General features: G+C 56.2%; 12 protein-coding genes. 8 read left to right on the forward strand and 4 right to left on the reverse strand.

The window, feature by feature from the left end:
• Positions 1–179: 179 nt before the first annotated feature.
• The 4 genes from RZS28_RS10675 to RZS28_RS10690 all read left to right on the forward strand — a co-directional run bounded on the left by RZS28_RS10675 (position 180) and on the right by RZS28_RS10690 (position 4,709).
• Positions 180–1,241 carry a hypothetical protein gene (locus tag RZS28_RS10675; RefSeq protein ID WP_407337744.1) on the forward strand — a complete coding sequence of 354 codons (1,062 nt, stop codon included), beginning with the start codon at positions 180–182 and terminating at the stop codon, positions 1,239–1,241.
• Positions 1,242–1,443: 202 nt separating this feature from the next.
• Positions 1,444–2,541: a beta-N-acetylhexosaminidase gene (gene nagZ, locus RZS28_RS10680; protein WP_407337745.1), complete on the forward strand. Its 1,098-nt coding sequence runs from the start codon at positions 1,444–1,446 to the stop codon at positions 2,539–2,541.
• Between the two features lie 204 nt (positions 2,542–2,745).
• Positions 2,746–3,549, forward strand: a complete 804-nt coding sequence (locus RZS28_RS10685; RefSeq protein WP_407337746.1) for a TOBE domain-containing protein — start codon at positions 2,746–2,748, stop codon at positions 3,547–3,549.
• Positions 3,550–3,659: 110 nt separating this feature from the next.
• Positions 3,660–4,709, forward strand: coding sequence for a sulfate ABC transporter substrate-binding protein (locus tag RZS28_RS10690; RefSeq protein ID WP_407337747.1), 1,050 nt, complete (start codon positions 3,660–3,662; stop codon positions 4,707–4,709).
• A 1,125-nt stretch (positions 4,710–5,834) separates the two neighbouring features.
• Here RZS28_RS10690 and RZS28_RS10695 read toward each other — a convergent pair.
• The 4 genes from RZS28_RS10695 to RZS28_RS10710 all read right to left on the reverse strand — a co-directional run bounded on the left by RZS28_RS10695 (position 5,835) and on the right by RZS28_RS10710 (position 9,589).
• Positions 5,835–7,100: a reverse transcriptase domain-containing protein gene (locus tag RZS28_RS10695; protein ID WP_407337748.1), complete on the reverse strand. Its 1,266-nt coding sequence runs from the start codon at positions 7,098–7,100 to the stop codon at positions 5,835–5,837.
• Positions 7,101–7,765: 665 nt separating this feature from the next.
• Positions 7,766–8,950: an AAA family ATPase gene (locus RZS28_RS10700; RefSeq protein WP_407337749.1), complete on the reverse strand. Its 1,185-nt coding sequence runs from the start codon at positions 8,948–8,950 to the stop codon at positions 7,766–7,768.
• Complete coding sequence (locus RZS28_RS10705) at positions 8,943–9,194, reverse strand: hypothetical protein (RefSeq protein WP_407337750.1); 252 nt, start codon at positions 9,192–9,194, stop codon at positions 8,943–8,945. Before RZS28_RS10705 ends, RZS28_RS10700 begins: the two co-directional genes overlap by 8 nt.
• A gap of 80 nt (positions 9,195–9,274) precedes the next feature.
• Positions 9,275–9,589, reverse strand: coding sequence for a helix-turn-helix domain-containing protein (locus tag RZS28_RS10710; protein WP_407337751.1), 315 nt, complete (start codon positions 9,587–9,589; stop codon positions 9,275–9,277).
• A 764-nt stretch (positions 9,590–10,353) separates the two neighbouring features.
• On the opposite strand from RZS28_RS10710, the gene RZS28_RS10715 reads away from it, so the two are divergent.
• From RZS28_RS10715 to RZS28_RS10730, 4 genes are read left to right on the forward strand one after another with little or no spacing between them, the layout of a single operon-like run.
• Positions 10,354–10,638 carry a type II toxin-antitoxin system RelE/ParE family toxin gene (locus RZS28_RS10715; protein WP_407337752.1) on the forward strand — a complete coding sequence of 95 codons (285 nt, stop codon included), beginning with the start codon at positions 10,354–10,356 and terminating at the stop codon, positions 10,636–10,638.
• A 14-nt stretch (positions 10,639–10,652) separates the two neighbouring features.
• The gene (locus RZS28_RS10720; RefSeq protein ID WP_407337753.1) at positions 10,653–10,976 is read left to right on the forward strand and encodes a HigA family addiction module antitoxin; all 324 of its coding nucleotides are present in this window, start codon (positions 10,653–10,655) and stop codon (positions 10,974–10,976) included.
• Positions 10,977–10,991: 15 nt separating this feature from the next.
• A complete protein-coding gene (locus RZS28_RS10725) occupies positions 10,992–12,533 on the forward strand; it encodes an N-6 DNA methylase (RefSeq protein WP_407337754.1) in 1,542 nt (513 codons plus the stop codon).
• On the forward strand, positions 12,530–13,669 hold the full coding sequence (locus RZS28_RS10730; RefSeq protein WP_407337755.1) for a restriction endonuclease subunit S: 1,140 nt from the start codon (positions 12,530–12,532) through the stop codon (positions 13,667–13,669). Before RZS28_RS10725 ends, RZS28_RS10730 begins: the two co-directional genes overlap by 4 nt.
• Positions 13,670–13,673 lie beyond the last annotated feature (4 nt).

The raw sequence follows: 13,673 nt of genomic DNA on the forward strand, positions 1-13,673 counted from the left end.
CGCTATAGCGCGTCTCGATCCAATGGATTTACTCGGTGGAGAGGCGGCTCAAATTCAAGTATTGTGAGCATGTCTAGATCAAAAAAGTCGAACAGCTCTTTTGAAGCCCTAAACTCTATAGTCTGGCTTTCCAAATAATGCCTTTATGGGACTGTCGCTTTACGATGATGGAGCGCGTCATGGAACCAGAATATTTTGGAATCGAAGAATTCACTGAAGAAGATTGGGGTTATGGCGGATCGCGCTTTCGCGATGTGCGGGACGCCGTGTTCGCTAATCCTTATCAGAAAGTTTGGGGCGGCGAGGGCGAATCGCCTCCGCCTTATTACAAGGCGACGCTTTCGGGCGCCCTGCGCGGCGTCTTCAGCCGGCGCTATCTGCTGCGGAAGGCCGCGGAGCGCACCGTCGACTCCCATTCGGATTTGCGCTGGGGTCCGGACAGAAGAGGATTCAGACGCCTCATACATCCAAATGGCGTTTGCCTGACGGGCTTATGGGAGATTACTGAAGAGACCGAATATTCGGGCTATTTCAGGAAAGGAAGCCAAGCCCTGGTCGTCGGGCGTTATTCGAGCAACGTCGTCGTGCGCGGTCAAACGCGATCCTTGGCGCTTGTCGGCAAGCTATTTCCAACGACCGATCCCGATCACGCCGAACTGCTTCGGACGGCGAATTTCTTTACCCAGGAAGATCTCGGCGGGGACCATACGGAATATATCAATGACGCCGAGCTTCGAAACGCGCCCGATGTCACGCCATGGCCTCGCGGCAAAAGCATTCCGCTTCTGCTCATTTCAGTGATTACGCTTGTTGTCTTTACGCTCGTCGATAAGAAAGCGATTTTACGTCAGCTTTACCAGATCGCCGAACTCGGCAAGCCCAGAGACGAACTTACGCGCGCGCCCATGTTTATGCGCCTTATTGTTGCGGCCGATCAGCCCAGGATCGAAGGCCAGGCCCTGGATCTCCGCGACGAAGTGATGGCGCAGATTTTCGACAAGGGCGACGCCGCTCCAAAACGCAAGCTCACGTTCCATATTGAAGTGACGGACGAAGGGACGATGCGCAACTTTCTTGGACATGTGCGGCGAAGCTTCAAGAATTGGCGTCGTATCGGCCAGTTGACGTTTGACGACGCCGTCGCGTCATACAACGGCGACTTTGTCATTCATTTCAATCATCCGGGCTGGCGCGACGACAGGAATGATCCGGCGACAGCCGCTCGGCCAGCCATCTCGTGAGCATGGAAATACGCTGGCGCGATGCTAAATCACGGCTTTCGATAAGATCTATCGGATTAGATCATTCATCAGTGAAAACAAATAGAAGCCTGATCGTCAGGCTGCAAAGCGATCATGTTCGGGCTTTCTTGGCTGGCGGCTCTTGCGCCAACGGAAATGCTCCGACAATCATGCAAGATTGATTCGGCTGGGACGCGCCATAATGCTCAAGGATTCCATCGCCGCCGTCGGCGACCATTTTCTGGTAGGCCTGCGGCCAACGCCTGTTCTGCATGATCTCGACCGGGTTTTGCTCAACGATCTGCGCCCCGCCGGCGTAATCCTGTATAAAAGCAACTTCCGTCATGATCTGCCTTACGAAGCCTGGCTCGAAATCCATGCGCGCCTCATCGACGACATTCGCGCCGCGACGGGACGGCGGCGGATGTTCATCGCGATCGATCACGAGGGCGGCCGCGTATGCCGGACGCCGCCGCCCATTACGCGTTTCGCCTATGCCGCACAATGGGCGGAACATGCCGCCGAAGTGGGCCGGGCGATAGGACGTGAACTGGCTTCGCTCGGCGTCAACCTGAACTTCGCGCCGGTGCTCGACATTCACACCAACCCGAAAAATCCGGTGATCGGCGAGCGCGCTTTTGGGATGTCGGCGGACGCGGTGATCGCGGCGGCGCTTCCTTTCATGCGCGCCATGCAAGAGGAAAAAGTCATTGCGTGCGGCAAGCATTTTCCGGGTCATGGCGACACGAGCATGGACTCCCATCTCGGCCTGCCCGTGTTGGATCTCGGGATCGACGCGCTCCGCCAGCGGGAATTGAAGCCTTTCGCCGCCGCCATCGACGCCGGGCTGGGCATGCTCATGACCTCGCATATTCTGTTTCCAGCCATTGACGCCGACGCGCCGGTCACCCTGTCGCGGCGCTTCATCACGCAGATTCTGCGCGATGAACTCGGCTTCGCCGGCGTCGCAGTTTCGGACGATGTCGGCATGGCCGCGATGAATGGAATTTTCGACGCTCCGGACGCCGCAGCCAATTTCATGGCCGCGGGCTGCGACATGCTGATGGTCTGCGCCCATTTCACCGATACCGAACGCGCCCGCCGTTTCGCCGAAGCGATTGTCGGCGCGATCGATCGGGGCCGCTTGGATGAGGCTCTGCTCGCGCGTTCGCGGGCTCGGATCGAGGCGCTGCTCGAACAAGCGCCGAACAATGAGGTTCATGAACTGCCCGCGGCTGCGCTTCGGGCGCATGGCGCCGCGGGGGCTTTGTTCGCCGCGCCCACAGTCGAAGTGGTGTGAATGCGGGCGGAGAGCAGCTTCGCTTGAAGTTGCGCGTCCAGTCAATATACGGGCCAATATAGAAGGCTTGAGATCCCGATTTGCACGAGCATGCTGCAGGTTGGCCTATAACGTAAGTGAACTATATTACCTGATAAGAATTTCTCTAATTCTAGTTGTCCCACCTAAAAAATTCGTGCATCTAGGGAGTTTGCGGAGGACAAATTGCCTCGAACCTTGCCCGGAAAAATAGATACTTTGCTGGCGCTGCGCGCCGATGGAAGGCTGCTTGTCGGCCGTGAGCGGGTTACCTTGCTTGAAGCCGTGATCCAGCACGGCAGCATCACCAAGGCCGCGGAAATCGCGGGGTTCAGCTATAAAACAGCGTGGGACGCGGTCAACGCGATCAACAATCTTCTGCCACGGCCGGCCTTCATAACGCATACGGGCGGGCCGCGCGGCGGCGGCGCGGAGGTGACCGACGAGGGACGGCGCTTGATCACCGCCTTCCGCCGCCTCGAAGAAAAGCTCGGCCGGATTTCCAACGCCATAGTCGAGGAGGGCCTGGAGCATGAACAGGACCTCCTGTTCTGGGGCATCGGCCTGAAGCTCAGCGTCCGCAACGCCTTTCATTGCCAAGTCGTCGAAATCATCCCTGCGCCCGTCAATGTTGAAATAAAGCTCAAGGTTACGCCCGAGATCGAGATTGCGTCGATCATAACCAATGCGAGCATAGCCGAACTCGGCTTGACGCTGGGCCGTTCCGTCGTCGCGATGGTCAACGCCTCCTCCGTCATGCTGGCCCCGAAGGACGAAGCGCTGCGCATCTCGGCGCGCAATAAGATTCCAGGCGTCGTGGTCGACCGCGCCGATGGCGGCATCGATAGCGAGGTCACGGTCGATATTGGAGGCGGCAAGACCATCATATCGGTCGTCACGCGGGAAGGGGCTGAGGACCTCGGAATCGCGCCTGGCGTAAAGGTCTGGGCGATTTTCAAAACTTCGCACGTGATCCTGGCGAGCGATTGACTTTAGCCTCCGATCGCCGGGCCGATTGCCGCAGATAAAAATTGGCGGCCGGCAGCTTGACTGCCCGCAGTTCATCTATAGGAATGATAGAGAACTGACGGGAGCATGAAATGACTTGGCTTCGGCGTAACCGCCTCGGACGCTACTCGGCGCTCCAGGCTTTTGGCATAGCGTGTCTGACTATCGCATTATTCGCCTGTCCGCAGGGCGTCGCACGGGCGGAAGAAACGCTTCTCAACGTGTCCTATGATCCGACTAGGGAGCTCTATCGGGCGATCAACGAGGCATTCGTCGCCGATTGGAAGGCAAAGACCGGCGAGACCGTCGCGGTGCGCGCGTCTCATGGCGGCTCTGGCGCGCAGGCGCGCGCCGTGATCGACGGCCTGAACGCCGATGTGGTCACTCTGGCGCTCGCGGCCGACATCGATACGATCGCCGCGAAGACTGGAAAGATCCCTGTCGATTGGCAGAAGCGGCTGCCAAATAATTCGACGCCCTATACGTCGACCATCGTGCTCGTGGTTCGCAAGGGCAACCCAAAAGGCATCAAGGACTGGGATGATCTGATCAAGCCCGGCGTCTCTGTAATCACCCCCAATCCGAAGACGTCGGGCGGAGCGCGTTGGAATTTTCTTGCCGCCTGGGGCTATGCGGCGAAGAAGTTCAACGGCGACGAAGCCAAGGTGAAGGAATTCGTCGGCGCAATCTACAAGAATACGCCTGTTCTCGATACGGGCGCGCGCGGCGCGACCATCAGTTTCGCGCAGCGGGGCTTGGGCGACGTGCTGATCTCCTGGGAGAACGACGCCTTTCTCGTCTCTGAGGAATTCGGCAAGGACCAGTTTGATATTGTCACCCCGTCCCTGTCCGTGCTCGCCGAGCCGCCTGTCGCGCTGGTTGACGGCAATGTCGACGCCAAGAAGACGCGCAAGCTGGCCGAGGCCTATCTCGATTTTCTCTATACTCCAAAGGCGCAGGCGATCATCGCCAAGAACTATTATCATCCGGTCAAGCCGGAAGCTGCCGCCCCCGAAGATCTGGCGCGCCTGGCGAAGATCCCGCTCGTGACGGTCGACCGCGATTTCGGCGGCTGGGCCAAGACGCAGTCGAAGTTCTTCGCCGACGGCGGCGTTTTCGACCAGATCTACGCCACGCATTGAGGCGCGGTCGCTGTTCGGAGAGCTTATTGGCGCTGCATGAATATGCGCTAAATGGCTTGCGCGCATCTCCCGACTTTTGCCTGACGGCGGCGGGTTGATGCGCGCCTGCGAAAGAGATTCGTTGATATGGCCAAGGCCGATTCACGCAGCGCGGACCATGCGATCGCGCCCTTCTTTATCGAGCGTTGGTCGCCGCGGGCTTTCACCGGCGAACCGATCCCCGAGGCCGACCTACTGGACAAATCCCGGCCTGCGGCGGCGGCGCAAGGCAAAAAGGGAGAGGGAAGGACCCGCGGACAGGCGCGCTATCCCATCTTTCGTCTCAATCCACGCCCTTGCGGAAATCTCCGGGCGGCGGTCGCAGGCGCAAACGCTCGACTTTTGGAGGGCTTGGATGGCTTCTCTCTTTAACCAAGAAAAGAGGAATAAGAAGAGAGGGGGCTAGAGGACCTAGAAGGTCGTGAGGTGATCTGTCTGAAATGGGGGAGGGGGGTGCGCCCGCTGGAAGCAGCGGTTTCGATCCGTCTGCTTACATAGTGCTCACACAACGCGCTAATGGTCTAGGCTAAGGTTCTGCGTCAGTTCTAATTACTATGTAATATAAGCTACTTGCAGGAGAGTCGAACTGCAGATGTAACTATTTGAATTAACATGTATATATTATAGAAATAAATTTATGTACCAACAAAAATACCAACATTTTTCGGGTCTTGGCTCTCTCCGTATCGCGCAAGCTCGCGAAGCAGCCGTGGGTCAATTGCGGTCTTTCCGCTCATGAAGGCGCGGCGCGTGCGGGTTCTGGTTATCTGTGTGGAACTCGTCAAGGACAAAACAGGTGATTTCGTCTTTGCGTCATAGAAGTCGGGCAAGCCAATTTAGCTCTGACGTGTTTTGGCAACGCTTTGCCGGGCCACCGCCCCGCCTCCTGGGCGAGTTTCGTATTTCTAGGGCCTGGTTTCTCCACAAAGAGTTCCACCATACGACGAGCCGCGACGCCTGTGTTCTTCCGCGCATGGTCCAAGGGTCGCGTCAAGGATGTTCCAAAGGAATGACAAAGTGGGGATGCAGGTCGCCACCTGACGGCAGTAGCGTTGTGGAAAGGCCAATGTGCTAACGTCGTTGATTCTAACCGCGTAATCTTCGTCGAACATCGTCCGCTAAAACATGAATGCCTAACAAGCGACGACGATCTGTCTTGTCGCGCCCCTCGACATTTTCTCTATAGAAGGCAATGAAGCCGCTGATAAGCTCGTTCACTGCTTCGTCGACCTCCCTAGCAGTCTTAAGGCAGCGGCTCGCGCGAAACGACCCGCTCCACGCACGCAGTAATTCATCGACCGCCACAAGGGTTTGCGCGTAAAGCTGAAGCGGTTTGCCTCCAATGTCGCGGTGCGAGGCTCGCAGGATATGTGCGCGGCCTTGCTCGAATTCCTTGCGGACGGACTCAATGATCTGATCGCGGTTCTTTTTTGCGGGTGGGTAGACGCCCGGTACAAGCTGGTACCCAAGGAACTCAAAATTTTCGCCGATCGATCCGAAGAACGCCTTGTCAGGCCGTTCTTCAGGTCTGTAGATCGACATTCCCATTTTTGCCAGATGAGCGCTAGCGCTGTCGAACGCCTTTGCGACGGCTTCCTTGCGCTTTCCGAGCAATATGAAGTCATCGATATAGCGTATGCAGATTATGCCTTTCCCGTTCAGCTTCGTATCGAACGTCCGAAGGGCAACATTCCCGGCGAATGCCGAAAGTGGGCAACCTTGCGCCACACCGATATCGTCGGTGGGGAACATCTTAAGGTCGTCGGGGTCCATTTCATTCGCATTCACCAGTTCTACGCGAAGCGCGCGCGTAAACAGGTCCAAAAACTCCTCATCATCGGTTTGTTCTCTGAGAAAAGTCACAACCTCAGCCTGACTGATTCTCGTGAAGAAGCCGGATATATCAGAACCAGCCACGAAGTTCGCATTCGCTTGACCGTGTGCTTCCTGAATTAATTTGATTGCATGCTCCACACCTCGACCACGAATACCCCCGATCGAAGTTGGGGTAGCAAGCACTTCCTGTACTTTCGGCAGCTCATTTGCGTCTTGCAAGACGTCCAAAATGGCGCGCTGAACGATGCGATCCTCTAAGGGGGCAATCACAAGCGGACGTTTGCCTTTGCCTTTTGCCTTTTCGGGAGTTGCGCCAATCTGAGGGGCAAATACGTAAGGTGATCTGCGCAGGCGCTCTTGGATACGGCGCAATTGGCGCGGAAGATCGGCACCAAATTTCCTGGTGGCTTCGCGTGTCTGTGGGCTCCGCGAGGTTTCACCGTTTCGGCGTATCGCGTGCCATGCCTGAAGTAGGGTTGCTGTCTCGCGCACGCGACTCGCAAGGCCAGCCGTCAAAGGCCGTTTCTTTACGGTAGCTTTGGGGACTGTGAGCATAGTTCTCCCCGGCTACGGAGCGTCTCCGGGCCTGAGCGCGGCGACAATTGTCACCGAGCCACCAACCCGCCAAGAGAGGCTAATCGCCCCGCTTGTGCCGCCGCTGGTCCTGACGGCGCTCCCAAGGAGCCCGAAGGTCAAAGCGACAAAGATCGTCGCAACGGTCAGCCTGGGGCGACGCCCCGACTGGCCCGTTGGTTTTTGCTCCCGCTGCCGCGCTCGCGCGCACCCCCGTTCAGCTTATCAGCTTTTTGGCGGTGTCAAGCTCGCACGCGGCTCCGTCCGGCAGAGGACATAATTGTTCGGCGACCGTCTCACAGTACCACATAGGCGTAACTCCAGTCGCACGCTGTCCAGCCGGGGGGCGCGGACCGTCTCCGGGCCTGAGCGCGGCGACAATTGTCACCGAGCCACCAACCCGCCAAGAGAGGCTAATCGCCCCGCTTGTGCCGCCGCTGGTCCTGACGGCGCTCCCAAGGAGCCCGAAGGTCAGCAACGGCGATTCGGCATCTTAATCATAGCCACGAGCGGAACAAAATGCGATCAAAAATGGGCGCTGCCGCGTATCGGGGCTTCAGAGGAACAAGAAGAACATTTGTTTCGTTTGTTCCCCATCGTTGTGCCCTTCAAATCAGCCATACGTAGGGCTCACTTTTCGCGATTGAGCCCGTGTCCAAAAGAACCTTCAATGCGCGCTGGAAAGCAATATTTTTGGCTCTTGTCTGATCAGAAGTGGTTATCCCACGCCTAAAGGCATATTCGCGCCACTCGTCGATTGTGACGGTCTTGACGCTAGCCAAGATAGGATCTGAGGCTGGCAGGATTTTACCGCGCTCGACGATCGCTTCCTGCAGGGCTTTGAGCGCTCTTGTTGCGGTCCGGGTTAGTTCGGAGCCAACGTCCTTCTTGGCGGCCGCCGGTGCGTCGCTTGGGTCGATGACGCATGAGCCGAACGGTTCCCCGTCTTCGTCAAACCCGAGGCGAACGAACCTGAGTTCGAATGAAGAGATCGGTCCTTCCTCGCCTTCTCTCGCCTTCGCCAAGGCTAAAGATCGATTGGTTGATTTGCCCGACTCTTCATTCCGGTCAACCAAAACGGATAAAATGGCGTCGGCCGCACCCCGGAACGCGCTTGAACCTCGCATGCCCGCCGCAGCCGCTTTGCCTTTACCATAATGGTGCACCGGAATAATGACGGCGCCGACTGCGTTGCCGATTTGTCGCAACGCGCGCATTGCGGCATTTACCTGCGCGGCATTATTTTCGTCTTCGAGCCCGAACGCTGCTCCAATGGCGTCGACGAAGATCACGCCAAGACGAACACCGTCTTGGTTTCGAAATTTCTGGCTTAGGTCTTTCAGGTCTTCGATGACTTGCCGCAGGCGACGCGCCTCTGGAAGGTTATCGTTTACCGCGCGCCATGCGATCGGGAGCGCGCCCGCGATGCCAAGGGCTTCCTTCGCTGCATCGATCCGCGCCTGAATCCCGCCCTCCCCTTCAGCCGCAAGAATGACGCTTCCGCACCGTTCCTTTATTTTTCGCCCGAAAAAACTCCTGCCGCTCGCAGCGCAAACCGACAAATGAATCGCTATGAACGTTCTGCCCGCACCGGACTGGCCAGCGATGAAGCAAATTCCTTCGGTTGGCACGAGCCCTTTTACAATCGTCGGCGCCGGAGCACTGTGATTTTGGCCGTCAAAGATGAATTGATGTGGCTTTACATTGGGCAAAGTTTTCGAGATCGAGACGTAGCCATAATCGTTCGGCGATAAAGGCGGCGCGACATAGTCGGCAGTCAACCCCTCACTCATCTTCCAGCCTCTTCGGGTGTAAAATTATTTGCGCCGAAACGCCGCAATCGCGGGCGATTTTTCCCGCATAGCGGTACGCCTTTCCGATATCGGCTTCATAGGCGAGAGGTATGACGGAGCCGTCTTCGAATTGCGCAGCTATCAGGAATGGCCGATCAGGGGTCCTGTGTTCCGCAAGGCAGATACATACGACATTCAGTGTTTCTGCTGAAAAAAGAGGTCTGTTTTTGACCGGAAAGTTCATTCTGCGCCTCCAATGTGCGCCTAAAGTTTTTCATATTTGCCGTAATAGTCATGGTTGATAACAAGACGAACGATGGAAAATTAATCTCTTGGGTTCGCGTGCCGATCGACTTTTAACGACCCTCCTGTATACGAAGGAGGCGTCCCTGCGATTAGATTTTCTAGATCATCTTTGAGAATAAGCCGCCGTCCCGCAACTATCCGAGATGGTAGTTCATTTGATTTCAATAATTTATAGATTGAGCTTCTTGAAAGTCCAGACGCGCTAACAACTTCGTCGATGCGCAAAGAAATTCTGTCTCTGAGGCTCACAATGTTTGAATCTGACATTCTGCCACCGCAAATTGACCCGTATGCACATAGCTGTGAGCATACTCTGACTGTCATATACGGCATATTGCGCAAAGTGTCAAGTAATGTAAGTAGTATGCGTCATGTATACTGCATTATTTAGGCATGCCGTATGCGTAAACAATATAGTAATGTATTAATTATGCAATAGCGGGATATATACATAATGTAAGCAGAATATATATAATATGCCTATGAGCCGAAGTCTATGACTTCGCCACCGCACTGAGGATTCCCGTAGCCGGAGCCGGCCGCTTCGATCTGCAGCCATCGCGACGCGAGATTCCGACTGATATCGAGACCTTGCGCGACGAAGGCCGCAAGGTCGGCCCTTTCTACGTCCGAGCCAGGGCGGCCTCCACGCCAGCGGGAACCCAGTCGAGGTCAGCCATTGGGGCTGTTTGTTGATCTGTTCGGCCTTCGACGACCTGACCCTGGTTAGGTGCGCCGGCCACAAAGGCCGATTGCGCCAACAATAAAATCGGGCCGGAAGTGTTAAATTTTTAGCTAGTTGCCATGACCATTGATTTAGGCGGTCGGATACGTTGATAATTCGGCGATGACGTGAAGCGCTCACGATCATCAGCTGCGACAATGACGTGGTCAGTTTTGGCCCCATGCCGCGAGGATCGCATATGCAAGCAGCCTGGCGACGCCTACGCTAGCGTTATTGTCCTGGGGCTGCAAAGCAGCTGCTCGCTTTTCTGCCAACGGAATCAAAAATATTGGTGTTCGGCCTGCTATAAGCCTTTCAAAATATACGGTGTTTACGCTTGACGTAAATCGTCACGATGCTTTAGTCTCAAAGCATGATTCTGAGCTACCGGGACAGACGAACCGAAGCTTTCGCGCGGGGCGAATTTGTCCGGGAGTTTCAGGGTTTCGACCGGCAGGCTTACAAGCGCCTCGAAATCCTGGACGCCGCGACGGGTCTTGAGGATTTGCGGGCTTTGCCCAGCAACCGCCTCGAAGTCCTGAAAGGCGACCGGGCAGGCCAATTCAGCATCCGCATCAACATGCAGTGGCGGATTTGCTTCGAGTGGCCTCAAGACTCAGCCGGTCCGTCGAATGTTGAAATCGTGGACTACCATTGAGAGGAATTTGAGCCATGCCGCGTCCCGCCGTCCACCCTGGAGAAATCCTTGCCGACGAGCTGTCGGAGCTTGGCGTCACGCCAACAGAGCTTTCGCGTCAGATCAACGTCCCGGCTAATCGCGTAACGCAGCTCATCCATGGTCGCCGTGGCGTCACTGGCGACACCGCCCTGCGTCTTGGCCATTGGTTCGGAACAAGCGCGCAGTTTTGGCTCAACCTGCAAAGCGCCTATGACATCCGCGTCGCCGAAGAAAAGGCGGGGCAAGAAATCGCGCAGCTTCCGACCCGGCCGGCAGGTCCCGATGGGGATCAGCCGAAGCAGTCGACCTTAATTTAGTGGAAGCGCTCTACAATGCTGACTGGTGAAATCCGCAATCAGGTCGATCAAATTTGGAACGCCTTCTGGTCCGGCGGCGTATCGAATCCTCTCTCAGTGATCGAACAAATCACCTACCTCCTGTTCATCAAGCGGCTTGATGATCTGCATACGCTCGAAGAAAACAAGGCGGAAACCCTTGGCATTCCGATGGAGCGCCGCGTGTTCCCGGATGGCGCCGACGAACGGGGCCGAGCCTATGCGGATATGCGCTGGTCGCGTTTCAAGAATTTCGAGCCACGTGAGATGATGACCGTGGTCGCCGACCATGTTTTTCCTTTCCTCCGCACCTTGGGCGAAGAAGGATCGAGCTATGGCGTCCACATGAAGGACGCCCGCTTGGGTTTCACCAATGCGGCTTTGCTCGCCAAGGCTGTCGAAATGCTCGACAAGATTCCGATGGAGGACCGCGACACCAAGGGCGATGTCTACGAATATATGCTGGGTAAGATCGCCAGCGCCGGACAAAATGGCCAGTTCCGCACGCCGCGCCATATCATCCAGCTGATGGTCGAATTGACCGAACCAACGCCCAATGACGTGATTTGCGACCCGGCGGCTGGCACTTGCGGCTTTCTGGTCGCCGCCGGAGAATATTTGCGCCGGCGCCATCCCGCGCTTTTCCGCAACGAGAAGCAGCGCAAGCATTTTCATACACGGATGTTTCATGGATTCGATTTCGACCCGACCATGCTGCGCATCGGGTCGATGAACATGACGCTTCATGGCGTCGAGAACCCGGACATTTCCTACCGCGATAGTTTGGGCCAGGACCACACAGCCGACGCCGGGACCTATTCTCTGGTCTTGGCCAATCCGCCGTTCGCGGGGTCGCTCGACTACGAGGCGACCGCCAAGGACCTTCAGCAGATCGTCAAGACCAAGAAGACCGAGCTGCTCTTCCTCGCCCTATTTCTTCGCCTCTTGAAGACGGGCGGCCGCGCCGCCATCATCGTGCCGGATGGCGTGCTGTTTGGTTCTTCAAATGCCCACCAAAAACTGCGCCGCATGCTGGTGGAGGACCATAAGCTCGACGCCGTAGTAAAACTACCTTCGGGCGTGTTCCGGCCCTATGCGGGCGTCTCAACCGCCATTCTCGTGTTCACCAAGACCGGCGTCGGCGGCACGGACAATGTTTGGTTCTATGACCTGCAAGCCGATGGCTATTCGCTGGACGATAAGCGCGCGGCCCTTCTGCCTGCTGAGAAACAGGGGGCTTGCCCACGCGAGGCGTTGAGCGAGGAGGAGCACGCCAAGAACAATCTTCCCGATGTTTTGATGCGCTGGGACGAGCGGAACAGCGCAGAGAAGAAGCGTCCGCGCACGGCGCAGAGTTTCTCTGTGCCGAAGGCGGAGATTGCCGCCTCCAGCACCTATGACCTCTCGCTCAACCGCTACAAGAAAGTAGAGCACGAAGACCAGCTCCACGCAGCGCCGGCCGATATCATCCGCGACTTACGGGCCTTGGAGACGGAGATTTCCAGCGGTCTCACCAGGCTTGAGGAAATGCTGGGATGAAGACAGTGGATTTAGGCGAAGTGGCGGAATTTATTAATGGTGCGGCATTCAAGCCAAACGATTGGGGCGAAGTAGGAAGGCGGATAATTCGAATTCAAAATCTAACTGACCCAACAAAACCTTTTAACCGCACTACTAGACAAGTTGCATCGAAGTATGACGTAGAGCCAGGAACCTTATTGGTTTCTTGGTCGGCGTCCCTCGGCGTGTTTGAATGGAATGAGCCGGATACTGCGCTACTGAATCAGCACATTTTCAAGGTTGTCCCGGATGTGAAAAAAATTCGACAAGACTATCTTCGGCTGATGTTGGTGAAAGCGCTCGAAGATATGGGCAAATATGCTCACGGTTCGACAATGCAGCATGTGAATCGTGAGGAATTTCTCGGAACACGTATTCCCGTCCCCCCGCTCGACGAGCAGAAGCGCATCGCGGCTATCCTCGATCAGGCCGACGAAATTCGACTGCTACGGCAGCGCGCCGTTGATAGGCTCAATCAGTTAGAACAGGCGATATTCTATGAAATGTTCGGAGATCCTGCCAAAAATCCCATGGAATGGCGGGAAGGGGTGCTCGGCGACGTGGTGCACTCAGTATCAGACGGCCCCCACGTAAGCCCCGAATATTCCGATACTGGCATTCCTTTCCTCTCTGCGCGCCACATCCGGCCAAGTGGTGTGTGTTGGGAGGATCTCAAGTACATCTCCTCCGAAAGTGCCGGAATTCAATGGCGCAAGTGTAAGCCGGAAGCGGGTGACATACTTTATACGAAGGGGGGAACCACTGGCATCGCCACGGTTGTGGATTTTGATCTCGAAATAGCGATCTGGGTCCACATCGCGCTACTCAAGCCTAACCGAGATCTCATCGCCCCCTATTGGTTGGCGGCAATGCTCAACAGCTCGTACTGCTACCGCCAGTCTCAAACACTGACTCATGGAATTGGCAATCAGGATCTCGGACTAAAGCGAATGGTGAAGATTAAAATGTTCCTGCCACCGATCCACCTTCAACACAAATTCGCCGAGCGCCTTTTGCGTCTAAAGACTACTCAGTTAAGCACAGCGGCTTATTTAGTCCAAACCGAGCATCTCTTTTCTTCCCTCCAACACCGGGCCTTTGCGGGCGAATTATAGGAAG

It is taken from the genome of Methylocapsa polymorpha, assembly GCF_045689225.1.
Lineage (GTDB): Bacteria > Pseudomonadota > Alphaproteobacteria > Rhizobiales > Beijerinckiaceae > Methylocapsa > Methylocapsa polymorpha.